Origin of the sequence: Pseudomonas brassicacearum (assembly GCF_003732175.1) — a bacterium.
Classification (GTDB): Bacteria; Pseudomonadota; Gammaproteobacteria; order Pseudomonadales; family Pseudomonadaceae; genus Aquipseudomonas; species Aquipseudomonas brassicacearum_G.
Window position 1 is genome coordinate 43898 of record NZ_MOBI01000002.1, and the last position, 26417, is coordinate 70314.

At 58.4% G+C, this 26417-nt stretch carries 26 protein-coding genes and 1 pseudogene; 15 read left to right on the forward strand and 12 right to left on the reverse strand.

The features are described from left to right. Positions 1 to 74 precede the first annotated feature (74 nt). Together BK658_RS01260 and BK658_RS01265 are read left to right on the forward strand one after the other, a co-directional pair. Positions 75 to 320: pseudogene (locus tag BK658_RS01260) on the forward strand (VOC family protein); the annotation flags it as partial. 36 nt (positions 321 to 356) lie between these two features. Continuing rightward, complete coding sequence (locus tag BK658_RS01265) at positions 357 to 1190, forward strand: helix-turn-helix transcriptional regulator (RefSeq protein WP_123580444.1); 834 nt, start codon at positions 357 to 359, stop codon at positions 1188 to 1190. 10 nt (positions 1191 to 1200) lie between these two features. Here the strand turns inward: BK658_RS01265 and BK658_RS01270 are convergent, their stop codons facing one another. Beyond that, entirely contained in the window at positions 1201 to 1788 is a 588-nt protein-coding gene (locus tag BK658_RS01270) for a LysE family translocator (protein ID WP_123580445.1), read from the reverse strand. Between the two features lie 279 nt (positions 1789 to 2067). Here BK658_RS01270 and BK658_RS30210 point away from each other — a divergent pair, with 279 nt between their 5' ends. Then, a complete protein-coding gene (locus tag BK658_RS30210; RefSeq protein WP_123580447.1) occupies positions 2068 to 2352 on the forward strand; it encodes a hypothetical protein in 285 nt (94 codons plus the stop codon). Positions 2353 to 2421: 69 nt separating this feature from the next. Here the strand turns inward: BK658_RS30210 and BK658_RS01280 are convergent, their stop codons facing one another. Beyond that, positions 2422 to 2622 carry a hypothetical protein gene (locus tag BK658_RS01280; protein WP_123580449.1) on the reverse strand — a complete coding sequence of 67 codons (201 nt, stop codon included), beginning with the start codon at positions 2620 to 2622 and terminating at the stop codon, positions 2422 to 2424. 194 nt (positions 2623 to 2816) lie between these two features. On the opposite strand from BK658_RS01280, the gene BK658_RS01285 reads away from it, so the two are divergent. Continuing rightward, on the forward strand, positions 2817 to 3146 hold the full coding sequence (locus tag BK658_RS01285) for a DHCW motif cupin fold protein (RefSeq protein ID WP_123580451.1): 330 nt from the start codon (positions 2817 to 2819) through the stop codon (positions 3144 to 3146). A gap of 81 nt (positions 3147 to 3227) precedes the next feature. On the opposite strand, the gene fabV is transcribed toward BK658_RS01285, so the two are convergent. Continuing rightward, complete coding sequence (fabV, locus tag BK658_RS01290) at positions 3228 to 4424, reverse strand: enoyl-ACP reductase FabV (protein ID WP_123580453.1); 1197 nt, start codon at positions 4422 to 4424, stop codon at positions 3228 to 3230. 281 nt (positions 4425 to 4705) lie between these two features. Between fabV and BK658_RS01295 the strand changes: the two genes are divergently transcribed. Next, on the forward strand, positions 4706 to 6073 hold the full coding sequence (locus tag BK658_RS01295; protein WP_221178582.1) for a hypothetical protein: 1368 nt from the start codon (positions 4706 to 4708) through the stop codon (positions 6071 to 6073). A gap of 14 nt (positions 6074 to 6087) precedes the next feature. Here the strand turns inward: BK658_RS01295 and BK658_RS01300 are convergent, their stop codons facing one another. The 5 genes from BK658_RS01300 to BK658_RS01320 all read right to left on the reverse strand — a co-directional run bounded on the left by BK658_RS01300 (position 6088) and on the right by BK658_RS01320 (position 10874). Then, positions 6088 to 6423, reverse strand: coding sequence for a hypothetical protein (locus BK658_RS01300; protein ID WP_123580454.1), 336 nt, complete (start codon positions 6421 to 6423; stop codon positions 6088 to 6090). 111 nt (positions 6424 to 6534) lie between these two features. After that, a complete protein-coding gene (locus tag BK658_RS01305; protein ID WP_123580777.1) occupies positions 6535 to 6924 on the reverse strand; it encodes a c-type cytochrome in 390 nt (129 codons plus the stop codon). Positions 6925 to 6988: 64 nt separating this feature from the next. Then, the gene (locus BK658_RS01310; RefSeq protein ID WP_123580456.1) at positions 6989 to 7987 is read right to left on the reverse strand and encodes a LacI family DNA-binding transcriptional regulator; all 999 of its coding nucleotides are present in this window, start codon (positions 7985 to 7987) and stop codon (positions 6989 to 6991) included. Positions 7988 to 8092: 105 nt separating this feature from the next. Beyond that, on the reverse strand, positions 8093 to 9568 hold the full coding sequence (locus BK658_RS01315) for a glycoside hydrolase family 32 protein (protein ID WP_123580458.1): 1476 nt from the start codon (positions 9566 to 9568) through the stop codon (positions 8093 to 8095). A 13-nt stretch (positions 9569 to 9581) separates the two neighbouring features. Further along, the gene (locus BK658_RS01320; RefSeq protein ID WP_123580459.1) at positions 9582 to 10874 is read right to left on the reverse strand and encodes an MFS transporter; all 1293 of its coding nucleotides are present in this window, start codon (positions 10872 to 10874) and stop codon (positions 9582 to 9584) included. Positions 10875 to 11036: 162 nt separating this feature from the next. Here BK658_RS01320 and BK658_RS01325 point away from each other — a divergent pair, with 162 nt between their 5' ends. Next, positions 11037 to 12650, forward strand: a complete 1614-nt coding sequence (locus BK658_RS01325; protein ID WP_123580461.1) for a carbohydrate porin — start codon at positions 11037 to 11039, stop codon at positions 12648 to 12650. Between the two features lie 39 nt (positions 12651 to 12689). Here BK658_RS01325 and BK658_RS01330 read toward each other — a convergent pair whose 3' ends face one another. Then, positions 12690 to 13595 carry a LysR family transcriptional regulator gene (locus BK658_RS01330; RefSeq protein ID WP_123580464.1) on the reverse strand — a complete coding sequence of 302 codons (906 nt, stop codon included), beginning with the start codon at positions 13593 to 13595 and terminating at the stop codon, positions 12690 to 12692. Between the two features lie 217 nt (positions 13596 to 13812). Between BK658_RS01330 and BK658_RS01335 the strand changes: the two genes are divergently transcribed. Then, positions 13813 to 14610, forward strand: coding sequence for a pirin family protein (locus BK658_RS01335; protein ID WP_123580466.1), 798 nt, complete (start codon positions 13813 to 13815; stop codon positions 14608 to 14610). A gap of 91 nt (positions 14611 to 14701) precedes the next feature. Here the strand turns inward: BK658_RS01335 and BK658_RS01340 are convergent, their stop codons facing one another. The 3 genes from BK658_RS01340 to BK658_RS01350 all read right to left on the reverse strand — a co-directional run bounded on the left by BK658_RS01340 (position 14702) and on the right by BK658_RS01350 (position 16618). Then, complete coding sequence (locus BK658_RS01340) at positions 14702 to 15106, reverse strand: acyl-CoA thioesterase (RefSeq protein WP_123580779.1); 405 nt, start codon at positions 15104 to 15106, stop codon at positions 14702 to 14704. 22 nt (positions 15107 to 15128) lie between these two features. Beyond that, on the reverse strand, positions 15129 to 15899 hold the full coding sequence (locus BK658_RS01345) for a phytanoyl-CoA dioxygenase family protein (RefSeq protein WP_123580468.1): 771 nt from the start codon (positions 15897 to 15899) through the stop codon (positions 15129 to 15131). Between the two features lie 98 nt (positions 15900 to 15997). Continuing rightward, entirely contained in the window at positions 15998 to 16618 is a 621-nt protein-coding gene (locus BK658_RS01350) for a cell wall hydrolase (protein ID WP_123580471.1), read from the reverse strand. Positions 16619 to 16858: 240 nt separating this feature from the next. Between BK658_RS01350 and BK658_RS01355 the strand changes: the two genes are divergently transcribed. The 8 genes from BK658_RS01355 to BK658_RS01390 all read left to right on the forward strand — a co-directional run bounded on the left by BK658_RS01355 (position 16859) and on the right by BK658_RS01390 (position 26357). Beyond that, positions 16859 to 17176 carry a DUF2388 domain-containing protein gene (locus BK658_RS01355; RefSeq protein ID WP_123580473.1) on the forward strand — a complete coding sequence of 106 codons (318 nt, stop codon included), beginning with the start codon at positions 16859 to 16861 and terminating at the stop codon, positions 17174 to 17176. Positions 17177 to 17354: 178 nt separating this feature from the next. Further along, positions 17355 to 17690 (forward strand): DUF2388 domain-containing protein, encoded by a 336-nt coding sequence (locus BK658_RS01360; RefSeq protein WP_123580475.1) that lies wholly within the window; start codon positions 17355 to 17357, stop codon positions 17688 to 17690. Positions 17691 to 17836: 146 nt separating this feature from the next. Continuing rightward, a complete protein-coding gene (locus BK658_RS01365) occupies positions 17837 to 18178 on the forward strand; it encodes a hypothetical protein (protein WP_123580476.1) in 342 nt (113 codons plus the stop codon). Positions 18179 to 18277: 99 nt separating this feature from the next. Further along, positions 18278 to 19534, forward strand: coding sequence for a TolC family protein (locus BK658_RS01370; RefSeq protein ID WP_123580478.1), 1257 nt, complete (start codon positions 18278 to 18280; stop codon positions 19532 to 19534). Next, positions 19531 to 20826 carry an efflux RND transporter periplasmic adaptor subunit gene (locus BK658_RS01375; protein ID WP_123580480.1) on the forward strand — a complete coding sequence of 432 codons (1296 nt, stop codon included), beginning with the start codon at positions 19531 to 19533 and terminating at the stop codon, positions 20824 to 20826. Before BK658_RS01370 ends, BK658_RS01375 begins: the two co-directional genes overlap by 4 nt. Then, a complete protein-coding gene (locus tag BK658_RS01380; RefSeq protein WP_123580482.1) occupies positions 20823 to 23981 on the forward strand; it encodes an efflux RND transporter permease subunit in 3159 nt (1052 codons plus the stop codon). The genes BK658_RS01375 and BK658_RS01380 overlap by 4 nt, the downstream gene beginning before the upstream one ends. Continuing rightward, positions 23978 to 24334, forward strand: coding sequence for a copper-binding protein (locus tag BK658_RS01385; RefSeq protein ID WP_123580484.1), 357 nt, complete (start codon positions 23978 to 23980; stop codon positions 24332 to 24334). Before BK658_RS01380 ends, BK658_RS01385 begins: the two co-directional genes overlap by 4 nt. A gap of 259 nt (positions 24335 to 24593) precedes the next feature. Beyond that, the gene (locus BK658_RS01390; RefSeq protein ID WP_123580486.1) at positions 24594 to 26357 is read left to right on the forward strand and encodes an L-lactate permease; all 1764 of its coding nucleotides are present in this window, start codon (positions 24594 to 24596) and stop codon (positions 26355 to 26357) included. Positions 26358 to 26417: the final 60 nt, after the last annotated feature.

Consider the following 26417-nt stretch of genomic DNA (forward strand, 5'->3'; position numbering starts at 1 on the left):
AACAGGTCTAAATGACCCTATATATTGTCATTATGACTACTACCGATACCCTGACGCTCTCACGTTGTCGATTCTGCTATACCCAGTATGAAATCGACCACTTCTGGAACGCACTGTCTGCCGGTGGTGATAAACAGGCCCAGCAATGCGGCTGGCTCAAGGACAAGTTCGGCTTGTCCTGGCAAATCGTACCCGTGGTGGTGATGGAAATGATGACCGACAGGGATGCAGCCAAATCCCAGCGCGTCATGCAGGCGATGTTGCAGATGAAGAAAATCGACATCGCCACACTCCAGCGAGCCTTTAACGACGAGAGCTAATACACTCCCCACTGGATTGCCAAAGGACGCTCGCAGATGAAATACGCCATTGCCAAAGATGCCGACAAGGCCCCACGCTTCTGGCGCGATGACGCACTGCCCTTCATCGAAGCGCGCTCCATCGCCGACGGCCGCGAAGTCTGCTACGCCCGACATTCCCACGAGCACTTTTCCATCGGTGCGATCACCGCCGGGCGCAGTACCTATCTCCATGAGCAGTCGGTGTTTGAAGTCGGCACCGGCACCGTGGTGCTGATGAACCCCGGCGACGTCCATGCCTGCAATCCGATTGACGATCAACCGTGGTCCTATCGAATGCTGTATGTCGATACGCCGTGGCTGACCGATCTTCAGCATCTATTGGGATTCAGCGCAGAGTTGGGCTTTCGGCGCTTTTCAACCACCCACTGCGACGATGCCGAGTTATTTAGCCGGCTCAATCAGTTGTATGACGTCCTGCTCGACGAACAGCTGGATATACTGCAAAAACACAGCGCCACCGTGGTGTTTTTTACCGAGGTGCAGCAACAGCTCAATCCGGCGGAACTGACCGTTCGCGAACCCAACCTCAAGCTGGAACGAGCGGCCAATTACATCCGCGACAACTGCACGCTGTCGCTGAAACTGGAAGACATCTGCGACGCGGCAGATTTGTCGGCGTCGTACCTGATCCGCGCTTTCAAGCAGCATTACGGCATGACGCCGCATGCGTTTCTGGTCAACCGCCGCATCCAGTTCGCCCGCAGCCAACTGCGTCGGGGCAAATTGATTGCCGACGTAGCACTGGAGGCCGGATTCTCTGACCAGGCGCATTTTCAACGAGCGTTCAAACAGCATTTGGCAGCGACGCCGGGGCAGTATCGCAAATGAAACCTGGCATCTAGGGCAACAGCAGATAACCCGCGCTGACCGCCAGCAACGACGCCATCAACCGATTGAACAACCGCATACCGCCGGCATTACTCAGGTACTGCCGCAGAAAGGTCCCGGCATAGGCCCAGCACGCCACTGACAGGTAGCAGACCACCAGATACACCGCCGCAAACTGCCAGACCAACTGCGCCTCGCCGTCGGCAACAAATGCGCCCATCCCCGCGACACAGGCCAGCCAGGCTTTCGGGTTTAGCCATTGCATCAGCGCACCGTAGAACATCGTCGGCGCCTGCCCAGAATCTCCTGCACTGAGCCGACCATCGTCAGTGGCGAGTTTCCAGGCCATGAACAACAGGAACGCCACCCCGAATAACTGCACCACCCGCGTCAGCGATGGCCAGAGCTTTAGCAGTTCATGCAGGCCCAACCCCATCAACACCAGCAGCAAAACAAACCCCAGCGTCGCACCCGCCACATGCCGTTGGCTGGCACGAAAGCCGTACTGCGCGCCGGAGTTCAGTGCAACGATGTTCACCGGCCCTGGTGTGATCGACGACGCCAGCGCAAACGCGGCCATGGAAATGATCAGACTCATTGCACACCTTCTTCAATAACTTCGGGACATCCCGGCGCTCAAAGTAGGAGAACGCTGATAGGCCTGTATTGAAGAAAAACACCCCCGTGCAGTCCTAAACATTTCAGATCGAACGCGTCGGTCACCCAAGTGTCATTAATAGTAATGGGATCGCGGTCTCTGACCATCCTCACACCGTTGTGACAGGCAGCGAGTCCAGACAGAAGAGCAGAGTCACCGATAGGGATGTGGCAAGTGACCCTTGCGCTACGCCGAAATCATTGCGAAGGAGATCCACCGATGGTGACTCACTATAAGACTGCCGGGCACCTGGCTTGCGGCCGCCATGGCAGCAATCTCACGTCTACGACTGAATTTGCCCGCGTCAAATGCCGTAACTGCCGCAATACCGACGCGTTCAAGGACGCCCGAAAAGACGCTCGCAACGCTGCACGTCGAGCGGCGCGTAGAGCCAAAGTCCCACATGCCGCGATTGACTGGCGCGCGTCCTGGATCAAAAGACTCAGCGAGATGCCGGGCAAGCAACGGCTCCCACGGGGATTCAGTGGTCAGCCCTACGTTTAGAGTTGTGAAGGCAGCTGGATCAGTACGCCGATGATTGCCATCGGCGTATCCGGCTTGCGAATTGCCGAATCAGTCGTGCTGCAGCAGCCCCGAACTGTATTGATTAAAGTTGTTGCCGATCGCGCTACCGCCAAAGCTCATTTTGTTGGGGCTACGGCCGTCGAATTGATGGCAGTCCTCTGAAAAACAGCTGCTGGTTGTCATGCCAGAGCACGCGCTCAACAACAACGTGCCGGTGATCAAAAAGACTTTGACGAGGTTCAACTTCATTTTTCAGTTCCCCTTGGCTGGAAACGAGGCGATGCACGATCCGAGATAACCATCCTACGCCGCCCAATCAGCTGAAACATAATGAAACATCGCAGACTGACAGCATGAGTTCAGCTTCTGGAGAAATCCCATCCATTGACAACCTGTCGCCAGCTGCGTAAATCGGTTCTCTCTCCTGACTTCAAGAGCTTGCCATGGATATAGCAGCCATCCCGTTCGGCACCACCGACTGGTCGACCATCGAACCCACCGTCCACACCGGCGAACGCGGCAGCGCCTATTGGCGCACCTGCCAGTTCGGCGCAATTCGCGTCCGAATGATCGAATACACTGCCGATTACCTGGCAGACCACTGGTGCTCAAAGGGCCACATCCTGCTGTGCCTTGAAGGCGAGCTGCACACCGAACTCGAAGATGGCCGCCAGTTCGTGCTGAAACCCGGCATGAGCTATCAGGTGGCGGATAATGCGGAGTCTCACCGGTCGTCGACGGTGACGGGGGCGAAACTGTTCGTAGTTGATTGACCTCGCCTCGCTGGGCTGAAAACAAAAGGGGCGGACTTATTTGAAAAATAAATCCGCCCCCTTCTTTCCTACTCTTGAGACTTAAGCCTGGACCAGGTTGGAGATCTTGACGTCTGGATCGACGTCAGCCTCGTAGTCCACCCCTTCGATCCCGAAGCCGAACAGACGCAGGAACTCCGCCTTGTAACCGGCAAAGTCGGTGAGTTCGTAAAGGTTGTCATTGCTGACCTGATCCCAGAGTTGCTTGACGCGGTCCTGGACTTCAGGCGCCAACTCCTTGTAATCCGCGCGCAGACGCCCTTCTTCGTCCATGACAGGAGGATGGCCGAACAAGCTGTCTTTGTAGAGCGCGTAGACCTGCTCGATGCAGCCTTCGTGTGTGCCCTGCTCTTTCATGACCTTGAACAACAAGGACAGATACAGCGGCATGATCGGGATCGCCGAGCTTGCCTGAGTCACTACCGCTTTCAATACCGAAACCCGCGCATCGCCGCCCAGGTCCGCCAATCGCTCGCGAATACTCAGGACCTTCTGGTCCAGGTCTTTCTTCGCCGCGCCAATGGAGCCATTCCAGTAAATGTCGTGGGTCAGCTTTTCGCCCAGGTAAGTGAAGGCAGTGGTTTTCGCCCCCTCGGCCAGAACGCCCGCTTCGTGCAGGGCGTCGATCCACATCTGCCAGTCTTCGCCACCCATGACCTTGACGGTACCGTCGATTTCTTCCTGGGTCGCTTCGGCCAAGGTGGTTACGTTGACCTCTTCCTTGTCGGTGTTCAGACCGCGCTGGGTAACCGACTTGCCGATCGGCTTGAGCGTCGAGCTGTAGACTTCACCGGTTTTCGGATCGGTACGACGCGGAGCGGCGAGGCTGTAGACCACCAGGTCGATCTTGCCCAGGTCGCGCTTGATGGTCTCGATGGTCAGGCGCTTGACTTCATCGGAGAACGCATCACCGTTGATGCTTTTGGCGTAGAGGCCTTCCGATTCGGCGAACGTATGGAACGCCGCGGTGTTGTACCAGCCGGCGGTGCCGAGTTTGCCCTCGACACTTTCACGCTCGAAGAACACACCCAGTGTCTTGGCGCTGCAACCAAAGGCCGCCGTGATGCGCGCAGCAAGTCCGTAGCCGGTCGATGCACCAAGTACCAGGACATTCTTTGGCCCATCGGTGATCTGTCCTTGCGCACGGACATAGTCGATCTGATTCTTGACGTTGGCTTTGCAGCCAGTGGGGTGGGTAGTCACACAAACAAAACCACGAACGCGCGGTTTAACGATCATAAATATCTCCCTCTTCCAAGATGCCGAGAGCCAACACTGGCTATAAAAGTCATAGACGCTGGGAAAACGGAAGCGTCACGGTGGCGGGCCTATTCATTGACCTCACTGTCCGGGCCTGTCGCAAATCCAGCGCATACCCTCGATGATTTGAGCCGCTGTTTCCAGTCCGAGAGTGGCGTTATTCAAAAACAACCTAACAGGCGGCGGTGACATTCTGGACGAACCCGTTTCCATTGCTAGCGTTATCCGTAGAAACACCTCAGGTCGTCAGGAGCAGTTCGGTGAACAAGCCCATGGAAGAGCCTTATGGCGGTAGGCGCAGGACTTATCTGTTCAAGGAGTCGCACCTGAGACCACGGCAACGGGCCCTGCTTCTGGCGCTGATTCTGTTGTTCATCAACAGTGTCGGTCAGTTGTTCATGGTGGAAGTGGTCGGGCTTGATGGCGCAATCCTCCATCTTGTGGTGGTACTCACCGCCTTCGCCACGGTGATCTGTGGCGCCCCACTCATCATGTTTCTGAGCCTGGGCTGGTTTACCCGCTACAGCGAATTCCAGAACAGCTTGAAGGGCGGTGCCCTGGCGGCCTATCTGCAACGCTTCTGGTCGACCAGTCTCATCCATTCACTCCAGGACGAAGGAAAGCTGGGTCAGACCGGTTCCGTGGATGATTGGAGAACCTGCTCCGACAAGAACCCTGAACTGTGCGAGCGTTTGTTTGCGCGGATCTACCATGAGCAATATGGATTGGTGCCGTTCATTGTGCCTTTCATCATTCTCTTGTTGGTGGCTTATGCCGCGGCAGCCTTGGTCGCCTCCAATTATGTCATCCCCAACTGCGACAACACGCTTCAAGTGGCGTGCGTGTACAAGCTCGGGATTCCACTGCTGGTCAGCTCACTGGCGGGGGCTTTCATGTTTGTCGTGAGCGACTCCGTCCTCAGTATCCGCCGCAAATCACTGAACATTTCCGATGTGTATTGGTACTCCCTGCGCCTGTTTCTGGCCATTCCGCTGGCAATGGTGATCATGAATGCCGGCGCTGGAGATGGCCCGCATATCGTCACCGCCTTTGCTTTGGGGACCTTGCCGATCGATCCGCTGATGAAGATCGTGCGAAGGCTGGGCTTTCCCCAACTCACCGATCAGGACAAGAGGGACGGCAGTTCAGACAAGTTGCTGGTCCTTGAGGGCGTGACACTGCCCGTGGTTGCGACGCTGGAATCAGAGGGCATCAACTCGATCGAGCAGGTGGCTGCGGCGGATCCGGTATTGCTTTCAATCCGCACCGGATTCCCCTTCAGGTTCACCTTGCGCCTGGGCTCCCAGGCTATCGTGCGGCGCCATCTCGGGGAAAACGCGGCCAGGCTACTTCCGGTGGGGCTGGCAGATGTCGTCCCGGTTTTCCTGCTGGTGCGGGCACTCGATACCCCGGCGGTGCCCACCGGGGATTTCCCCGACAAGTACGACGGACCGTTTCCGAGGATCGAGACACCCGATGCGGTCGTCCAGAACGCGGCCAACCGCCTTTTCCCTGATGACAATGACCTGCAACGTCAGGCCATCACCCGAATGAAATTTCGTCAAATTGCGGCCGAAGAATATACGGTGATGCTGGCACGGATAACGCCGCCCGATACCGGGTTGTAACTACAAGGCGAAGGTCATTTACGCGCCAATTTATACCTGACGCACTCGTTATAGAAACTTTGCCGGACAGCCTCGGGCTTGAACTTCGATTGACTGTCGTAGGTTTGCTCGGTAATGCCCATGGCCATCATCCGCATCCAGCCCTTGCTGAACTTGTACGCCTGGATCTTCTGGCGAGCGGCATACAGCGAGACCCCGGACAGCTTGAGTTCCTGGGCCCTTGCCGCTGTACCCGCGCCCCAACTACACATAAACCGATCATTGGGCATCAACTCTCTTGCCTGGACAGAGACCGCAATGCTCGCCAGTACCAGCGAGATCGGCACGATCAATACATTGCGTATTTTCATTCCGCCTAACCACCTGAAAATAAAGTGATTTTGGCGGTAATTTTGAGACTCCGGGGCCAGCAAAATGCCTTCTGTCCGGCTTTACGAGGATGACTTTTGCGGAACTACGGTTTATTGCGGCTGAAATGTCTGAAGGTAGGCCAACAGGTTTTCGATCTTTTCCGGATCGCTGATCCCCCAGAAAATCATGCGGGTTCCGGGGACTACTTTTTTTGGCGCTTCGATGTAGGCGGCCAGCGTTTCGCGGGTCCAGACCACATCTGATGATTTCATCGCAGTAGAGTACTGGTAGTCCGTCGTGCTGCCGACATGGCGCCCAAAAATGCCATTGAGTTGCGGACCAAAAGAACCTCGGGCTGAATCGCCCACTTGATGGCAACCGCCGCATATTCGGTTAAAGAGTTTCCCACCTGCTTCACTATCGCCGGCCGCTTCTGCGGGCGCACTGAATACGCCTGTGTTGAGTATCAAGGCGACGGTTAGTACTGCGGCCTTCTTCATGTTCTGCTCCCCATCAGGCATTGCCTACAGCTTTGAAACACTACAGTGTGCTCTATGGCCGCTATCACCAGGATTTACGGTCCACAAGGGGACATGAAACCTTATGAATAGAGGACTCATTCCTGCTTTCGATCAAGTGCTGAGCGGCACGCCGGCCCATTTCGTAATACGGGAGTTGCACGGTGCTCAGCGGTGGATAGAACAACTCGGCAACGCCGATCATATTGTCGTAGCCAAGTACGGCCACCTCGGCGGGAATACGCAGGCCACGACTGAGCAGGTATTGATAAGCGACCAACGCAATGCGGTCGTTGCCACAAATAAGCAGATCGAAAGTCGGCTTTCCATCCGACTCACGCAATTGCTGCTCCAGCGCTACAACCGTTTCCCCATAGGCGTCATCGGTCGACAGATTGTATTGGGGAACACTGTTCAGGGGGATACCGCCCTCCGCGAGCGCGCGAACCAATCCCTGCTGGCGCAACTCCCAGGCGAGACTGCTTTGCGGCAGGTTGATGCACAACGGATGCCGGTAGCCACGCTTCAGCGCTTGCCGCACGGCCTGGTACTGACCGTCTTCGTCATCGGGTACGTAACAGGCCACACCTGGCTCTGAACTCATGCAGTTGCTGAGTACCAGCGGCAGGCTGCGGAGCACCTGGGGAATCTCGACAGTACGAAGCTGCATGGCGCTGAAGATGATCCCGTCGGGCTGATGCGACAGCATCAGGTCGATGGTTTGCTGACTCGGCGGAGCCTCGAACACGTTGAGAATAAAGACGTTCCAGCCGTTTTCTCGGGCCGTGCGCTCCATTGAAAGCAGCATTTCTACGGCGAAGGGGGTTGTCGCGGTATCAAGCGCAAAGACTCCAATAGTCTTGCCACTGGAGTGACCACCACGGATCTTGCGCGCAGAAAGGCTGGGGACGTATCCGAGGGCCTCGACCGCTTGACGAACTTTCACCAGCGTTTCCTGGTTAAGTTTTTCCGGGGTGTTGAGCGCCCTGGAAACGGTCATGAGGGAAACTCCCGCCAGCCGTGCGACATCTTTAACTGAAGCCATTCGCGGGTGCCATTGCTTGTCTGGCCGGGCATCATGTCATGCTTGGCAAAAGCCTGACAACACGATGCCGGGCAGCAGGCGGCACGAATGGTATGCCTGGGGTGTTCAGAGCTTGAGATCGGCCAGGTTCCAGACAGACATCTGGCCGAACACCCCCGCCCCGTTGACCGAAAAAGCACTGATCGCGAGGCTGTCAGGCCGTGGATAAATCCGGCTGCTCAAGCTATAGGCACCGTCGTCGACAAACACCTCGATGGACGAGCGATCGAGAAAAATCCGCAGCGCAATCCGCGTTTGCTCTGCGCTCACCGGAACGCTACGAACACCGCTCACGCCGGCACCCGAGTGTTGCCTGTCGAGGACCAGGCGTCGGGACATGGCATCGAAATACAGCAATGTCCGTTCCTGTTGGTCTTCGCTACAGCGTAGCGCCAGGCCAAAGCGCTCGGCGGTGCTGCCTGCCAGATCCAGTTCAAGCTCAATCTCCAGCAGGGCACCACGAACATCAAGTGTGCGGTTCCGGGATTCGACCGTGCCGATCTGCAGCGTTTGTCGGGATTGCCGTAGCGCTGTCAGCTCACGGGCCGGACGCATGCGCAGCCGCTCGCCGTCGCGGCTCAACTCACGTGGCAACGACAGCGCACCGCACCAGTGTTGCGCCTGACTCGGCATAGGGCTGTCCCACATGTCCATCCACGCCCAGAGCAGACGGCGTCCGTCCGGTGCCAGCAGGGTCTGCGCGGCATAAAAATCGTGACCGTGATCGAGTTCGTGGAGCTTGCCTCTCTCAGTGAAATAGCCGGAGTCATCCAGCACGCCCAATCGATAGCTGTTCTGGAATTTATTCCAGTTGTCGTACCCACTGGGCTTCAGGCCTTGCGGCGAGTACAGAAAAACGTCGCATCCATCCACTTCGAATACGTCCGGGCACTCCCACATGTAACCGTCGGACTCGCGTTGGCCATCCAGGGCACAGCCGAGGTACTCCCACTGATGCAGATCCTCGGAGCGATAGAGCAAAAGCTGCGGGTCGTCCCCCTGACGAGCGCCAAGCGCCATCCACCATTGGTCTGCACGCTGCCAGACCTTCGGGTCGCGAAAATGCATGATGTCCGGATGCGGTGGCGTTTCGATCACAGGCCCATGTTTGGTGAACGTGAGGCCATTCGTACTGCTGGCCAGGCATTGGACCTGGTGAATTTTCTGGTCATCACCCGGCTCCCCCAACCAGGTGTGCCCGGTGTAGATCAGATAAAGCGTATCGCCGGAAACAACCGCCGACCCTGAAAAACAACCGTCTCGATCGTAGGGATCGCTGGGCGCCAGCGCTATGGGCAGATGCTCCCAATGCACCAGATCGCGGCTCTTGGCGTGCCCCCAGTACATCGGCCCCCACTGCGCGGAGTAAGGGTGATGCTGATAGAACACGTGGTATTCGCCTTGAAAATAGACCAGCCCATTTGGGTCATTCATCCATCCGACCGGGGGCGACAGGTGATAGCCGAGGCGATAGTCGTCGCCGCGTTCGGGCAGTTTTTTTTCGATGGCGCGATGCGCTTTGTCCAGCAGTACAGCGTGCATGGCTTGGTCCTTACTAGGGTTCGTAACGGTTGGCTGATTGCGCCATGGCAGGAAGCTCTATCGAGTCAAGAGCGCTTGCACGGGATGATTGGCGAGCAGGATCCGCGCGTAACAACGACCATGACAGCAGCAGGCAACTGCCTACCAGGCCAGCCATCGCTACGTAAACGCTCGAGAAGCCAACATGGTCGTAGCCGTATCCCACAAGTGGCGACAGCAGCATCGCGGTCAATTGCTGGGCGAACTGGAATCCCACCAGATAAATCGAGGCCGACAGTCGCGAATCGAAGTTCAACGAAATGTATTTGAATACCGAGACCAGCAGGATGGGGACTTCAAGGGCGTGCAACATCTTGCAAGCGGCGATGGTCCACGCATCCGTTGCCAATCCGGAGCCAAGAATGCGGACGAACATGATGCTGCCAGCCAGGATCAATCCATACTTGGCGCCTGTACGACCGACCACCCATGGCGCGAACAACATCAAGACCGCCTCGAGCAGAACCTGGGATGAATTCAGGTAGCCATAGGCTCGTGTGCCCTCCTCCGGGGTTGAGAAAAACGAGGAGAAATACACCGGAAACTGCTGTTCGTAGATCATGTAGATTCCACAAACCCCGGTCAGGTACAAGCTGAACGCCCAGAAGCGCGGCAGTGTCAGCAACTTCCAAAGATCGTTAAACCGCACTGGTTTGCTGGCTTCGCCACCCGCTTGCGCTTCTGGTTTGTTGAAGCGCTTCAGATCCAGGCGGAACAGGATCAGCAAGAACACGATCCCGGCGGCGCTGCTCATGTAAAACGCAATGTTCGGGTCAATGTTGAAGACCACACCCACGACGCCTGTCGCACTCGCCCAACCCAGCGAGCCCCACATTCTGGTGGTGCCAAATTCGAAACCCGCGTGACGCGACAGTCGCTCTGTATAGGACTCGATGACACCCACGCCCGCGAGCATGGCAAACGCCAGAAAAGCCGCGCCGACCATTGCCCCCAACACCACGTTCTGGGCCAAAAGGTTGGCGTATACGTAGATCGCAAACGGTGCCGAGGCGCAGAGCAGTACACCAATCCATACCAGCAGTTTTTTCGACAGACCAAGCCGATCCTGAAGAGCGCCATAAAACGGCTGAATCAGCAGTGCCGCAATAGCGTTGGCGGCAAAAATAAACCCGGTTTCCGTTCCATTCAGACCGATGACTCGATGAAGCCATATCGAGAACAGCGAGTAGCTGGATGACCACGAAAAAAAGAAGAAAAACAGTAAACCACTGATGAGCCAGTACTCACGTTTGACTGATAGCTGCATGTGACGACCCTCTTGTTTTTATTTAAGTTAACGTTAACATCGCGGTGCATTACGCGTCCTCTCCCTGCTCGTTGTCAAGTGGATCCGAGTACCAGGGGTGGGGATAAGGATCTGTTCAAAAGGTCTTTGCAGTACCCGAATACAAAAACAAGAGGGTTACCTATGAGTGCTGTGGTCTGTCGGCCTTTGGCTGGCTTTTCTTTGCTTTTTCTCTCCACTCAACTGCTCGCCGCACCGGTGCAAAGCATTGAGGAACGTCTTGCCAGGCTTGAAGCCAGAACCTCCGTGGCCGAGGCCAGAGCCTTGCTGGCAGAAGCTGACGCAGCTCGATTGCGCAAGGAAGTCGAGCAACTCAACCGGCAAATCGCGATTCCCCCGCCGGCGACCACTCAAGCTTCCCTCAATGAGCGCGTTGCCCGGATAGAGGCGAACCAGCAGGCCCTTGAAACCCCTCCCCCAACGACCGCGTCTTCAGCCAGTTCGACCGAGCGTCTGAGCGATGGCTTCACATTCGGTGGCTATGCCCGCTCCGGGATAGTGACTAACGGATCAGGTGCCGGTCATGGCGGCCCCTACGTAACTCCCGCAGGCTCCGTGGGGGGGGCCGTTGGCAGGCTTGGCAATGAAGTCGATACCTACGTGGAGGCGAAGTTTTCGAAGGAAAGCCAGGCCGGCAACGGTACGCATTCGAAATACACCCTGATGCTCGCCGACGGTCTCGAAACACCCAATGACTGGACCGCAGCAGAAAGCTCACTCAACGTGCGGCAGGTCTACGCCGAACTCGATCATCTGGCATCCTTTCGAGACAACCCGCTGTTGCGCGATGCAACGCTGTGGGCCGGCAAACGCTTTGATCGGGATAATTTCGATGTTCATTGGCTCGACAGGGGGATCGTATTCCTTGCCGGGACCGGTGGTGGTATCTACGACGTGCGCCTGACCGATGACTGGCGCATCAATGCATCGCTGATGAGCCGTTCCTACGGCGACTTCGGTACCGAGGAAAACAAGGACATCAGGAGCTATGTCGCCACCCTCAATCAATTTTTCGATGAGGGGCGCTGGCAAATCATGCTCAATGGCATTTCCTCGCGCCAGAACAACGCCAGCCTGAACGAGAAGAGCCAACAGCCATTCGCAACCGATACCCGGGTGAACAAGGCTGGGTTCAGCCCTGCCGATAGCGGTTCTCATGGCATGCTCGCCTACCATCAGCCTGACTTTTTCGGCCGTGAGGGCTACTTCAAAGCTGCGCTGCTGTATGGCAAGGGGTTGGGGGCGGAGGTCAACAGCATCGGTGCCGATGGCGACCTGCTGGACGAGGCTCAAACCGTGCGGCTGGCGCTCTATGGCCATACTCGCCTGAATCAGGATTGGAGCATCGCCCCCGCGGTGATTGCCGAACGCAGCAAGGATCGCTATGTCCCTGGCGACGACTATCGCTATGTGACGCTCAACATGCGCCTGGCCAACGAATTGAGCAGCAACTTCGAAATGCAATATGAGCTGAGCTGGCAGAGGATGGACCTGAATGCGCTTGGCTATAAGGACCGACAAGCAGCCAATGGTGACTACTGGAAGTTCACGTTGGCGCCCACTTTCAAGGCACAAACCGGAGACTTCTTCACTCGCCCTGAATTGCGTCTGTTCGCCACGTATATGAACTGGTCCAAGGACCTCGATAACTTCAGTGCAACAGACGATTTTGGTCAGAAGGGCTTCAAGTCTGGCGGGGTCTGGCAATTCGGAGTGCAGATGGAGACCTGGTTCTAGGAGCCCTCAAGGACTAAACCGGCACTGCAACGCTTGAGATCACTCGCCTTCAGCCAGCGCGTCCTCCCGTAAATGCTTGATGAACTGTTCGACGAAAACACTGACCGCACGCGGCACCTGCCGACGGCTGGGATAGACGATGTGCAAGCCGTTGTTGAAACGCCCGTGCTTGGGCAAAACCTGAATCAGCCGCCCGGCCTGCAAACTGTCGCGCAAGATTGCCATCGGTAACAGGCAAATGCCCAAGCCAGCAATAGCCGCCTTCAGCTGCGCCTGGGCGGTGTTGGCACTAAACCGGCCCGTCACCTCGACACTGACGAAACCTTGTGGCCCGTCAAGATTCCAGGTGGTGCGCGGTGCCTGCCTGGAACGTCGAATACATTCGTGCATCGACAGGGCCTGCACCGTGTCCGGTGTGCCGTGAGCCTGTAAATAATCGGGGCTGGCCGCCAACACCTGGCTTCCGGTGCCAACCCTTCGCGCGACCAGGCTGGAGTCCGGCAAATCACCGGCTCTGATGGCGACATCGATCCCTTTGTCGATCAGGTCGTCCCGGCTATCGCTGAGCAGAAAGTCCAACTGCACACCAGGGTACTGCTGAAAGAATTCCGCTACCCAGTCCATCAGATAAACGTCGAAAAAATCGGCGGGGGCCGCAACCCGTACGGCACCGCTCGGCTCCTGGCTCTCCCCTGCCAAATGGCGAGCCGCCTCTATCACCTCATTGACCTGCGTTGCACTGCGATCGTGCAAGGATCGTCCTGCCTCGGTCAGCACCAGTTTACGCGTGGAGCGCTGCAACAAACGCACCCCCAAATGCTCTTCCAGCTGGCTGACACGGCGACTGAGGGTATTGGCCGGCATGCCCATGCGGCGCGCCGCGCTGGCAAAACTGCCCGCCTGCACCACCTGGACAAACATCGCAACTTCATTGAGATCCAGCACAACATTACTTCCATAAGTGGATGAGTCAAAGCTGATTATAACCACTTATCAACGTATCACTGGCTGGATACGCTGGAATCCACGTCAAACCATTCAAGGGTGCTACATGACACTTTCAACAACGACATTGAGTCCCCTCGCCTCTTCCCGAGTCCCTGCCTCGCGCGCCATCAAATTGCGCACCCGTGGTCATGGGCACGGCCCCATTGTTCGGCTCATGAGTCCCTCGGACCTCGGTCAGTTACTCAAGCCGTTTGTGTTTCTCGACCTGTTCGCAGCGGGTGCCTCGTTCATTGGCAATATGCCGCTGCATCCCCATTCGGGGATCGCGACCATTACCGTGATCACTGAAGGCAACCTGCGCTTTGACGATCCGGACTCAGGTTCCGGATTCATTGGCTACGGCGGAGTCGAATGGATGCGCGCAGGCGCGGGTGTCTGGCACGGTAAAGAAATGTCTGCCGGCACCTCGGCGCGGATCCGGGGGTTTCAGCTGTGGATCGCACTACCGGCCGACCTGGAAAACGCACCTGTCGACAGTCAGTACCTGGAAGCCTCCGCCATCCCGGAGGCTGGACCGGCCCGCGTCATCCTTGGTGACTATCAGGGTATCCACAGCCCTGTCCGTGCGCCCTCAGGTGTGAATTATTTGTTGGTCACCCTGGCCGCAGGCCAAACCTGGGAGTACCAGCCACCGTCCGGGCACGAGGTTCTTTGGCTCAGCGTCAGTCGGGGAGCGGTGCATTCGCCGGAGCTTATCCAGGCGGGAGAACTCGTCGCCTTCACGCCAGGTAACGGTGCGTTGAAACTTGAGGCCGGGGATAAGCAAGACGCGGTATTCGTGCTTGGATCGGCCACTCCCCACCCGCACGACCTGAAGATGGGCAGCTACTCCGTGCACACCAGCCTGGAAGCGTTGAACGCCGGAGAGGCAAAGATTGCCGAGCTGGGTAAACGCCTACAAGCAGAGTCCGTGCAGAGGTCCGGGTCGGGGTCAGTACCGATCTATAAATGACGCCACCCGAAGCGTGACAAACCCGCTTGGCACGCTGCGTGCGATCAGAGTACTTGCTGCGCAAAACCTGCGGAAGTCACAACGAGGATGCTCATGCCAGCAGCGCCCTCAGCGCTGCTGGCATGGCTACAACCTCCTTGGTTTCGGGTGAGATACACACATGAGTGACATTGGCGGTGAAAGACAATGTGTCACTGTTGAGAAAGCCCTCGACTAAAAAAGTGAAGGAGTGAGTCCCTAGTTTCTCCACGCTGACCTTAATGCTCAACTCGTCGTCCCACGTCAAAGGTCTTAGCAGCTCCAATGACATGGCGCGCACCGGAGGCAATATATCGAACCCCATCAGCGTTCTGAGTCCGGGCGCTCCCAGCCATCTATCAAGCGCCGTATAAATGGCTTCCACTGCAAAATATGAAAATCGCGGGGTGTAAACCACACCTGCCGGGTCGCAATCTCCAAATAGAATGGTTCTGCTGACGAAAACCGCTTTAGGCATCAGTCTGTTCTTCCTTGAAATGTCAGTCATATTCCGCTTCCCGATGCTCTCCCAGCAGGCGCCGTTGACGCGGTGTCGCGGCGGCCAGCACGCTGGGGTTGAAGCGCCAGTGCAGGTAAGGCGAGAACTTCTGCGCCACCATTCGCCGGCCGTAGTGTATCTGCAACAGGTAGCGCACGCAGTCGGGGGTTCGGTTGTCGCTACCGGCGTGCCACAGCTCACTGCGAAACATCAGCGCGTCCCCGGCCCGACACAGCACCGGCTTCGCCGTACTGCCATGCCATTGGTTCTCGCCGCGAGCTGGCGGCCGCCCGGCTCGGTGGCTACCGGGGATCACCAGAGTGGGGCTGAGGTCGGCATCGATATCGTCGAGGTAGAGTTGCACGGTGCAGATCTCCATCGGCAACTCGAAGGCCGGGTCGGCCAGCAGGTTTTGCGGCAGTTCCATCACCAGGTAATCCAGGTGCAATGGAGCGCCGATGAAGCCGGGATGGCAGCGCCAGGCGGTCTGGCCAATGATGTGACAATCGTCTCCCAGAGCCGCTTCGGCCAGTTCGATGATCCCGTTCAGGTCGAGAAACGGCAGCCAAAACGGGTCGCGGTTGAACACGCACTTGTAATGGTCAAGCAAGCCGCTGTAGTCCCAGTGCTCGGGTTTCAGGCCATCTATTGCATCGCGCAGCGCGCTGATTTGGGCGCCATCCAGCACGCCGGGCAGCACCACGAAACCGTCCTGATGCAACACCTGCAGACGGTTGGCGGTCAGTGATGACAAGCGCTCGGTGGTGTCCATGTTACGAACCCGGAAAATGCCGATAACTCCCACTCATACTGGCACTGCGCGGGGTGCTTCGCCACGTTTGCATCCTGACGGAGTCTGAGCGAACGCGTCTATCGTGCGGTACCGTCGTGAGGCTTATAGAAGAGAAATTTTTTGGTCTCGGCGGTCCTGATGTATTTCCTGGCCCAGCCGGGCTTCATATGCCTGGCGTGGAAATACATAGCGCCATGGGTTCGGTCCGTAAGTTGGTGATTGAGCGCTTTTCGCGCTATTTCCGTAGCAGCCGCATAGGGAGCGTCTTCGTCGGTATGATCCGATCGTCGATCACACCACCACGAAAACTGGCAGGCATGCTTTTTCGAGCCTTGCTTGACCACCTCGCAAACGGTCCCTGGAAAGCCCTCATGGCCGACTCGATTCAATACCACGTTGGCGACGGCTTCCATGTCGGCCGCCCCCCCACCTTTGGCCTCCCAGAAAATAGTGCGTGAAAGACAGGTGATTGCATCGTTCAAAGGTGCTTTGCCTAACGGATCGACTGCCTGCGCTTCAGAAGGCGTGATCGTCTCAGTCTTGGACACAGGTGCCACACTGCCTTTTTCTGCAGTTTTCTGCTCCAGGACTTGCGCCTTGTCCACCGCCACCTCCTTGTTCTGCACTTGGTCAGCCGCGCTCGCCTGCCCGCCGAAAAGGGCTATTGCGAGGCAGGTGGCTATCCAGATCAGGCGCATGGTCGAACCTTCTTGCCGAGTCATGTTGGCGACTCCGCTTATTGCGGTCGACACCGTAGCGGCCCAATCATTCCAACAGACTGACCGCTGGCAACTATTGCCGCTGCGTATCAACCCGACCGGCCGCTCACCCTTGTGCTTTGCGTGTAGATATGCCGACGCTGGGGAACTCCTGACTGCCGCCACACCTCCAAATTTAAGTAGCACATCCGTTGCTTCATCCATTCGGAGGACGCCGTCATGCGTCGCACACTTGTCATCTCTTCGCTAATCCTTTGTCTGCCCTTTGGTTCGGCCTTTGCACGTGTGGATGCACGCGATGTCGCCACCTCGGCAGGTGTTTCCGCATCCCTTTATTCAACGTTCAAGGACCACAAACTGGTCGTTTCTGCCCGCGATGACGCTTCCAGCTTCGTGGCCAGTGGAGGTGCCATTCGCGGTGCCTATCTGGAGTCGGAGTTGCAACAGATTCGACGCGAGCACCCAGAGCTCAAGGCCAGCGACGAAGATCTGGCCCAAGCGATCCTCTTTCAATCCGAGGCACCCGCCGATCACTAGAGGCAAACGCACGTCAGTGACAGACCTTGGGGTTCACCGGGATGATGACGTTGGCCTAACGTCCAGGTACTCCGACTCTGTACTGACGTGCACCACCGATCAGGAACTCCTGTCCGAGAGCGCGGATCAAAAAACATAAGGCCGGTCATTCAGGCCTCATGTTTTCGGAGGATTCGCCATGCGACGTATATTCCTCATTCCAATGCTGGTGCTGTGTCTGCCCTTTGGTTCGGCCATGGCCCACAGGCGCCATATGCCTGATATTGACGCGCGCGAAGTTGCGACGTCGGCAGGGATTTCCGTGTCGCTGTACTCGACGTTCAGAGACGACAAAATCGTCACTCCAGCCCGCGAAGACCTCTCCAGCTTCGTCGCAAGTGGCGGCGCCATTCGCGACGCCAATCTGGAGTCGATGTTGATGCAGGCTCGACACGATCATCCAGGCCTCAAGGCCAGTGACGAAGAGTTGGCCCAAGCGCTGCTCGTTCAATCCGAGGCACCTGCTGATCACTAGAGATACTGTGAAGTGTCGAGTCGATCCCTCCTGCAAGGGATCGACGGCACGGCCGTGAGTCGGCATCGTCGTTGCACTCGCAAGCCGCTCAAAATCATCCCCCAATTTAATGGTCAGGTAATACATCCCCGGCTAAACTCGCATCCATGAAACGCTACCTGCGATTTTGCCTCATCTTCCTGATCAGCCTGGCGCTTCCCCTCAGCGGGATGGCGGGTGTTCAGGCGCCCACCGAGCCTTGCCCCATGAAAACCATGGGCATGGCGATGATGGATGGCATGGGGCAAGACTGCTGCCACGACATGAAAAGCCCCATCGAGCACGGTAAACCCTGCAAGCCGGGCCAGGAATGCAAGACGGGCGGCATGCTGCAAGTCTCGATCATCAAGCCTCCTGTTACCTTGTTCAGCCCTGTTGCACTTTCCTTCTCCAGCGATTTCCTGCCAGTACAACCCCCTTCAGGGGTGTGGCGACCGCCCCGCGTTTGATTCCTCTACCACGTTGAGCCTCATTCCGCTTTAGCGGGATGGCATACCTGCGCGCATGCCTTGTGACGCGCGCAGTGGATCATCACAGGAATCGTAAACATGAACTTCAAGTGCTATTGCACAGGTTGGGCCCTCGTGGCCGGCCTGGCGGCAAGCGTACTGGCATTGCCGAGCCTCGCCGCCCCACTGACGTTCGATGAAGCGTTGCGGCTGGCCGAAAACAACGCCCCGTCACTGACAGCCCAAGCGGCCAAACTCCAGGCCGCGAGCAGCGCCGCCATACCCGCCGGCGAACTGCCTGACCCGAAGTTAAAGCTCGGCGTGCAGAACTATCCCGTTGGCGGCCCTGACCGCTGGAGCATTGATCAGGACTCCATGACCATGCAGATGGTCGGGGTTATGCAGGAAGTGCCCAATCGCGACAAACGCAAAGCCCGTATTGAAGTGGCCAATGCAGCCGTTGACCGAGCCTCCGCCGACGCGCGTATCGAGCGTCTGAACGTCCGTCAGGCCACAGCGCTGGCCTGGATCAGCAGCTACTCCGTCGAACGCAAAGAGGCATTGTTCCAGGACTTTTACAAAGAAAATCGCCTGCTGACCGATACCGTCCGGGCACAGATCGCTGGTGGACGTGCCCAGCCTGCCGATGCGGTAACGCCCAAGCAGGAAGCGGCGCAATTGGCGGATCAACAGGACGACCTGATCCGAATGCGCGCTCAAGCCCGAGCGGCACTCAAACGCTGGATTGGCCCGGCCGCCAATGACCCGCCAACCGGAAGCTTGCCGCAATGGCCCGTCGAAACCTCTGGCTACACCCATAAGCTGCAACATCACCCGGCACTGGCGGCTTTCGAACCAATGACCCGCGAAGCGGAGGCCAAAATCCGTGAAGCCGAGGCGGAAAAACAATCCGACTGGAGCTGGGAACTCGATTATCAACACCGTGACCGTCAGTTCGGCGACATGGTCAGCGTGCAGTTCTCGTTCGACCTGCCACTGTTCCCCGGCTCCCGACAAAATCCAAAAATCGCCGCCAAACACGCCGAGCTCAATCAATTGGAGGCCGAGCGTGAAGCCATGGTGCGCGAGCACACCCAGAAACTGGATGAGGATCTGGCCGAATACGAGCGCCTGAATCGTGCGGTGCGTCGCAGCCAGGAAAGTCTGGTGCCTCTGGCCAGGGAAAAGGTCGGACTGACCATGGCCAGCTACCGCGCCGGTAAAGGTGATTTGGCGCCGGTCATCGCTGCCCGACGTGAACTCATCGAAGCCCGCCTCAAACAGATCGATATAGAAGAACAGCGAGCCCTGACTAACGCACGTTTGTATTTCAATTACGGGGAAACCAGCCAATGAGCATTCGAATCTGGAAAACGGCTGTGCTGACTGGCTTGTCGGTTGCCCTAGGGGTTGCAGGCGGTTACTGGTTCGCTCAGCAACGCATGAACGGAATGCCTGGTGCACTCGCCGAGCAGAGTCCCAAGACGCAAGACGAACGCAAGGCGCTGTATTGGTATGACCCGATGTACCCGCAGCAGAAGTTCGACAAACCAGGCCAATCACCCTTCATGGACATGCAACTGGTGCCCCAATATGCCGATGCCGCTACTGACAGCGCAGCTATCAGCATCGACCCCAGCCTGACCCAGAATCTCGGGCTGCGTCTGGCGACGGTGACCCGTGGCGTTCTCACTTCCAGCGTGGACGTTGTCGGTGCGCTGGAATTCAACGAACGGGATGTCGCCGTGATCCAGGCGCGGACTGCCGGTTTTGTCGAGCGGGTTTATGCCCGTGCTCCCGGCGATATGCTCAAGGCCAACGCGCCATTGGCGGACATTCTGGTACCGGAGTGGGCCGCAGCTCAGGAAGAATTCCTGGCCCTCAAGCGTAACGGCGATGTCGACTTACTGACCGCAGCACGCCAGCGGCTGCGCCTCACCGGGATGCCGGCGACGCTGATTACTCAGGTCGAACGCAGTGGCAAAGTCCAGCCGAACCTGACGCTCACCAGCCCCATCGGTGGTGTCTTGCAAGAGCTGGATGTCCGTACGGGCATGACTGTGTCGGCTGGCGAGACACTGGCTCGCGTCAATGGCTTGAGCAATGTCTGGCTAGCGGTGGCCGTTCCAGAGTCGGAGAGCGGATCGATCGTCGTCGGCCAGACGGTAGAAGCACGCCTTCCGGCCTTCCCCGGGACTGTCCTCAATGGCACGGTCAGTGCGATTCTGCCCGAAACGAATATGGACAGCCGCACCGTTCGCGTACGCGTCGAGCTGCCCAACCCTGACGGGCGCCTCAGACCCGGATTGTCGACGCAGGTGCGCCTGAACCAGAAGACCGGGCAAAGTGTGTTGTGGGTGCCAAGCGAAGCGGTCATTCGCACTGGCCGGCGCACGCTGGTGATGCTCGCCGAAGACGCGGGTCGCTACCGTCCGGTAGAGGTGCAACTCGGGCAGGAAAACAACGGCAAGACGGCGGTATTGAAAGGCCTGCAAGAAGGTCAACAGGTGGTCAGCTCCGGACAGTTCCTGCTCGACTCCGAGGCCAGCCTCAAGGGCATCGTCGCCAGCCCCCTGGAAGCATCGCCACCTGCCACTGATGATGGCTTGCGCGTTGAGCATCTTGAAAAATTGGGGAGGCAGCCATGATCGCCGCCCTGATTCGCTGGTCGGTAGCCAACCGCTTCCTGGTGCTGCTGGCCACACTATTCGTCACCGCCTGGGGCGTCTGGTCGGTTCAAAGCACGCCAATCGATGCACTGCCGGACCTGTCGGATGTGCAAGTCATCATCCGTACGCCTTATCCAGGACAAGCACCGCAAATCGTTGAAAACCAGGTGACCTACCCGTTGGCCACCACCATGCTCTCGGTACCGGGAGCGAAAACCGTGCGCGGCTATTCCTTTTTCGGTGACAGCTTCGTGTACGTGCTGTTCGAAGACGGTACCGATATGTATTGGGCTCGCTCGCGGGTGCTGGAGTATCTGAGCCAGATACAAAGTCGCCTGCCCGCCAGCGCCAAACCGGCATTGGGGCCAGACGCCACAGGCGTGGGCTGGATTTTCCAGTACGCGCTGGTCGACCGCAGTGGTGGGCATGACCTGGCGCAATTGCGCGCCCTGCAGGACTGGTTCCTCAAGTTCGAGCTCAAGACCCTGCCGAACGTTGCGGAAGTGGCGACCGTGGGCGGCATGGTCAAGCAGTATCAGGTGCAGCTCGATCCGCTGAAACTGGCCAGCCTCGGCATCACGCAGGCGCAGGTGACCGAGGCGATCGGCAAGGCCAATCAGGAAACCGGTGGGGCCGTACTGGAGATGGCGGAAACGGAATTCATCGTGCGAGCGTCCGGCTATCTGAAAACGCTCAATGACTTTCGGGCAATCCCGCTCAAGCTCGTCTCAGGCGGCGTGCCGGTCACCCTTGGCGATGTCGCCACAATCCAGCTCGGGCCGGAAATGCGTCGCGGCATCACCGAGCTCGATGGCGAAGGCGAGACCGTTGGCGGCGTGGTCATTCTGCGCAGCGGCAAAAACGCTCGTGAAACGATTGCGGCGGTCAAGACCAAACTCGATGAACTGAAAAGCAGCCTGCCGGCAGGCGTGGAAATCGTCACGACCTACGACCGCAGCAAGCTCATCGACCGCGCGGTGGCGAACCTCAGTCACAAGCTGATTGAGGAGTTCATCGTCGTCGCCTTGGTCTGCGGGATCTTCCTCTGGCATTTGCGCTCCTCGTTGGTGGCGATCATCTCCTTGCCGGTTGGGGTGTTGATGGCCTTTATCGTCATGCGCCACCAAGGGATCAATGCCAACATCATGTCCTTGGGCGGGATCGCCATCGCCATTGGCGCCATGGTCGACGCCGCCGTGGTGATGATCGAGAACGCCCACAAAAAGGTCGAGGCCTGGCACAAGGCCCATCCTGGGGAAGAACTCAAGGGCGAACATCACTGGCATGTCATGACCGAGGCGGCGGCCGAGGTCGGGCCGGCGCTGTTCTTCTGCCTGTTGATCATCACCCTGTCGTTCATTCCGGTGTTCACCCTGGAGGCTCAGGAAGGTCGTTTGTTTGGTCCACTGGCCTTCACCAAAACCTACGCCATGGCAGCGGCAGCTGGATTGTCGGTGACCCTGGTACCGGTGCTGATGGGTTACTGGATTCGTGGGCGGATTCCCAATGAGCAACAGAACCCGCTAAACCGTTGGTTGATCAGGCTCTATCAGCCGGCCCTCGACGCGGTGCTGCGTCGGCCAAAAATCACCCTGCTGGTCGCACTGCTGGTGTTTCTCAGCGCGGCATGGCCGATGTCCCGCTTGGGCGGCGAGTTCCTGCCACCGCTGGACGAAGGCGACCTGCTCTACATGCCTTCGGCCCTACCGGGGTTGTCAGCACAGAAGGCCGCACAGCTTTTGCAACAGACCGACCGCCTGATCAAGACCGTCCCTGAGGTCGAACACGTCTTTGGTAAAGCGGGTCGCGCTGAAACCGCCACCGACCCGGCGCCGCTGGAGATGTTCGAAACCACCATCCAGTTCAAGCCGCATGAGCAATGGCGCTCGGGCATGACCCAGGAAAAGCTCGTGGAAGAACTGGACCGGGTGGTGCGTGTGCCTGGGTTGACCAACATCTGGATACCGCCGATTCGTAACCGCATCGACATGCTGGCCACGGGTATCAAGAGCCCGATCGGAGTGAAGGTTGCCGGCACAAATCTGAAGGAAATTGATGCGGTCACCCAGGCCGTCGAGCGTGTAGCCAAGGACGTGCCCGGTGTCAGTTCGGCACTGGCCGAACGCCTGACCGGTGGCCGTTATATCGACGTGGATATCGACCGCAAGGCCGCTGCGCGCTACGGACTGAATATCGCCGATGTGCAGTCGATCGTGGCCGGCGCAATTGGCGGTGAAAACATCGGGGAGACGATTGAAGGGCTCGCCCGCTTCCCGATCAACGTGCGTTATCCCCGTGAGTGGCGTGACTCGCTCGGCGCCTTGGAACAGTTGCCGATCTATACCCCACTGGGCAGTCAGATCACCCTCGGCATGGTTGCAAGAGTCAACGTCAGCGACGGCCCGCCGATGCTCAAGAGCGAGAACGCCCGACCTTCCGGCTGGGTGTACATCGACGTGCGCGGGCGGGATATCGCCTCGGTAGTCGCCGACCTGCGCCGGGCGGTCAGTGAGCAGGTCAAGTTGCAGCCCGGCATGAGCCTGAGCTACTCAGGGCAGTTCGAGTTTCTCGAAAGGGCCAATGCGCGGCTCAAGCTGGTGGTGCCGGCCACGTTGCTGATCATTTTCGTGCTGCTCTATCTGACTTTCGCCCGCTTCGACGAGGCCTTGCTGATCATGGCCACCCTGCCCTTCGCCCTGACTGGCGGGGCCTGGTTCCTCTACCTGTTGGGATTCAACCTGTCGGTGGCCACAGGCGTCGGCTTTATCGCACTGGCCGGTGTGTCTGCCGAGTTTGGCGTGATCATGCTGCTCTACCTGAAGAACGCCTGGGCCGAACGAGAAGATCTCGGCGACAGCACCGAGCGCGGTCTGGTCGCCGCGATTCGTGAAGGCGCGGTGCAGCGTGTCCGACCCAAGGCCATGACCGTGGCCGTCATCATTGCGGGCTTGCTGCCCATCCTTCTGGGGAGCGGCACTGGTAGCGAAGTGATGAGCCGCATCGCCGCTCCGATGGTCGGTGGCATGGTCACAGCCCCCCTGCTTTCCCTGTTTGTCATTCCGGCAGCCTACCGCCTGATGCGCCGCCGGCACCTCCCCGTTGTATCCACCAACCCACAAGGAAAAATCGTATGAAACTGACCCTGATCGCCGTTGCCAGCGCCGTTGCCGCACTGTCTATTTCTGTTCAGGCAGAGGACATGCCGGGCATGAAAATGGACGGTATGGAAAGCATGCAGATGAAACAGCAAACCATGCAGGCCCCCACCGCCAACGCCGAGGGAACAATCAAGGCGGTCGATACCGCCAAACAGACCGTGACCATCGCCCACGGCGCCGTTGCGACCTTGCAATGGCCGCCTATGACCATGACCTTCAAGGCTTCGCCGGAGCAGTTGGGTCAGGTGAAAGTCGGTGACCGGGTGGAGTTCCAGTTCAAGGCGCAGGGCACGGTTGCCACCCTCGTCGCTATCAGCATAAAGAAGTGAATGGGTAACGGGACCAGGCAAGGTCAACTTTACTAACACCCGAATCGAGGAAAAATCCGACTGCGTATGCCGCCCCCTGCCGGGGGGCGGTTTTAGTCCGCAGACCTGAATGGCATCGACGGGTCAGGACGCCTTTCACTCAAGCGCATGCCACCAACCGCAAGCCGGTCGGCCGGCCCGCCGCGCAATGCCACCTATACTCAATTTCACCTCCCCCCTCGGGGCCTGCACTGCCAACAATAAGAAGCAGAGGTGGAACATGGTCTGGCAGCAAGTCTACGATCCCTTCGGTAACCCGCTGGTCTCGACCCTCATGGCGGCATTACCGGTGGTGGTGATGCTCACGTCCCTGGCGTTTTTCCATCTCAAGGCGCATATCGCGGCGTTGTTGGCTCTGAGCACGGCCTTGCTGATCGCCATCTTCGCCTTCGGCATGCCGGCGAACATGGCCGGTTCCGCCGCGCTGTTAGGGGCCGCCACTGGCCTGCTGCCGATTGGCTGGATCGTGCTCAACATCATCTTCCTGCATCGGCTGACCACGGAGAACGGCTCGTTCAAAGTCCTGCAGGATTCCCTCGCGCGCATCACCGACGATCGTCGCCTGCAATTGCTGCTGATCGCCTTTTGCTTCGGTGCGTTCTTCGAAGGCGCAGCGGGGTTCGGCACACCGGTGGCAGTGACCGGGGCCATTCTGATCGGGCTGGGTTTCTCGCCTCTGGCCGCGTCCGGCCTGGCGTTGATCGCCAACACTGCGCCGGTGGCGTTCGGTGCCTTGGGCACCCCCATCATCACCTTGGCCAAGGTCACCGGGCTGGATGAAATGGAACTGTCGATGATGGTCGGCCGACAGTTGCCGTTCTTCTCGGTGCTCGTGCCGTTCTGGTTGATCTGGGCCTTCGCCGGTTGGCGCAAGATGCTGGAAATCTGGCCGGCGATTCTGGTGGCCGGGGTCAGCTTCGCGGTGCCGCAGTTCTTCGTGTCCAACTACCACGGGCCGATGCTGGTGGACGTGATTGCCGCACTGATTTCCATGGCCTGCCTGACCGCTTTTCTCAAGGTCTGGAAACCCGCCCGCGTACACACCTCCGCCGCCTTGTCGGGGCGAGTCGACGACTCAAAAATTGAGGAGTCCCGAGACGAAAAACCGGCGCCCAGCGCAACCTTTGCCAGCGATGCCCGGCCCGCCGTCATGCGTGCTTGGATGCCCTGGATCATCCTTACGGTCTTCGTTTTCGCGTGGGGCACTCAAGGCTTCAAAAACATGTTCGACACCCGTCCGGCCATGGACCCGCAAACCCACTCGGCCAAGCTCGATCCGCAGGGTAAGCCGGTGAGCGAGGCAAACCCGATCTTCGCGCCAGCCCTGACCTTCACTACGCTGCATTTGCAGGTCGAGAAGGTTCCGCCCGTGGTGCCGCAACCGAAGCCTGAGGAAGCGATCTACAAATTCACCTGGTTCACCAGCACCGGCAGCGGCATCTTGCTGGCAGCGATCTTCGGCGGGCTGCTGATGGGTTATTCGATCCCGCAACTGATGAGCCAATACATGCGAACGTTGTGGGTGGTGCGCTATTCGCTGATCACCATCGCGGCCATGCTCGCTCTCGGTTTCATCACCCGCTATTCCGGCCTGGACGCGACCATGGGCCTGGCCTTCGCCGCCACCGGGATCTTCTACCCCATGTTCGGCACCCTGCTCGGCTGGCTCGGCGTTGCCTTGACCGGTTCGGACACAGCGTCCAACGTGCTGTTCGGCGGCTTGCAACGGGTGACCTCGGAACAACTGGGCATCAGCCCGATCTTGATGGCCGCCGCCAACAGCTCCGGCGGGGTCATGGGCAAGATGGTCGACGCCCAGTCGATCGTGGTGGCCTCCACCGCCACCCGCTGGTATGGGCATGAAGGGGAAATCCTGCGCTATGTGTTTTTCCACTCCATCGTGCTGGCGATACTGGTCGGTGGGCTGGTCACATTGCAGGCGTATGTGGTGCCGTTCAGCCATTTGGTGGTCGGCGGGCATTGATCGACACCAGGTGGTGTTGTTTTCCTTTAGCCCCATGCCCGGATTCTTCGCCCGGGGCAT

Coding starts and splice junctions, on each gene's coding strand:
- BK658_RS01265 (WP_123580444.1), top strand. CDS start 357: ATGAAATACGCCATTGCCAAAGATGCCGACAAGGCCCCACGCTTCTGG.
- BK658_RS01270 (WP_123580445.1), bottom strand. CDS start 1,788: ATGAGTCTGATCATTTCCATGGCCGCGTTTGCGCTGGCGTCGTCGATC.
- BK658_RS30210 (WP_123580447.1), top strand. CDS start 2,068: ATGGTGACTCACTATAAGACTGCCGGGCACCTGGCTTGCGGCCGCCAT.
- BK658_RS01280 (WP_123580449.1), bottom strand. CDS start 2,622: ATGAAGTTGAACCTCGTCAAAGTCTTTTTGATCACCGGCACGTTGTTG.
- BK658_RS01285 (WP_123580451.1), top strand. CDS start 2,817: ATGGATATAGCAGCCATCCCGTTCGGCACCACCGACTGGTCGACCATC.
- fabV (WP_123580453.1), bottom strand. CDS start 4,424: ATGATCGTTAAACCGCGCGTTCGTGGTTTTGTTTGTGTGACTACCCAC.
- BK658_RS01300 (WP_123580454.1), bottom strand. CDS start 6,423: ATGAAAATACGCAATGTATTGATCGTGCCGATCTCGCTGGTACTGGCG.
- BK658_RS01305 (WP_123580777.1), bottom strand. CDS start 6,924: ATGAAGAAGGCCGCAGTACTAACCGTCGCCTTGATACTCAACACAGGC.
- BK658_RS01310 (WP_123580456.1), bottom strand. CDS start 7,987: ATGGCTTCAGTTAAAGATGTCGCACGGCTGGCGGGAGTTTCCCTCATG.
- BK658_RS01315 (WP_123580458.1), bottom strand. CDS start 9,568: ATGCACGCTGTACTGCTGGACAAAGCGCATCGCGCCATCGAAAAAAAA.
- BK658_RS01320 (WP_123580459.1), bottom strand. CDS start 10,874: ATGCAGCTATCAGTCAAACGTGAGTACTGGCTCATCAGTGGTTTACTG.
- BK658_RS01325 (WP_123580461.1), top strand. CDS start 11,037: ATGAGTGCTGTGGTCTGTCGGCCTTTGGCTGGCTTTTCTTTGCTTTTT.
- BK658_RS01335 (WP_123580466.1), top strand. CDS start 13,813: ATGAGTCCCTCGGACCTCGGTCAGTTACTCAAGCCGTTTGTGTTTCTC.
- BK658_RS01340 (WP_123580779.1), bottom strand. CDS start 15,106: ATGCCTAAAGCGGTTTTCGTCAGCAGAACCATTCTATTTGGAGATTGC.
- BK658_RS01345 (WP_123580468.1), bottom strand. CDS start 15,899: ATGGACACCACCGAGCGCTTGTCATCACTGACCGCCAACCGTCTGCAG.
- BK658_RS01350 (WP_123580471.1), bottom strand. CDS start 16,618: ATGCGCCTGATCTGGATAGCCACCTGCCTCGCAATAGCCCTTTTCGGC.
- BK658_RS01355 (WP_123580473.1), top strand. CDS start 16,859: ATGCGTCGCACACTTGTCATCTCTTCGCTAATCCTTTGTCTGCCCTTT.
- BK658_RS01360 (WP_123580475.1), top strand. CDS start 17,355: ATGCGACGTATATTCCTCATTCCAATGCTGGTGCTGTGTCTGCCCTTT.
- BK658_RS01365 (WP_123580476.1), top strand. CDS start 17,837: ATGAAACGCTACCTGCGATTTTGCCTCATCTTCCTGATCAGCCTGGCG.
- BK658_RS01370 (WP_123580478.1), top strand. CDS start 18,278: ATGAACTTCAAGTGCTATTGCACAGGTTGGGCCCTCGTGGCCGGCCTG.
- BK658_RS01375 (WP_123580480.1), top strand. CDS start 19,531: ATGAGCATTCGAATCTGGAAAACGGCTGTGCTGACTGGCTTGTCGGTT.
- BK658_RS01380 (WP_123580482.1), top strand. CDS start 20,823: ATGATCGCCGCCCTGATTCGCTGGTCGGTAGCCAACCGCTTCCTGGTG.
- BK658_RS01385 (WP_123580484.1), top strand. CDS start 23,978: ATGAAACTGACCCTGATCGCCGTTGCCAGCGCCGTTGCCGCACTGTCT.
- BK658_RS01390 (WP_123580486.1), top strand. CDS start 24,594: ATGGTCTGGCAGCAAGTCTACGATCCCTTCGGTAACCCGCTGGTCTCG.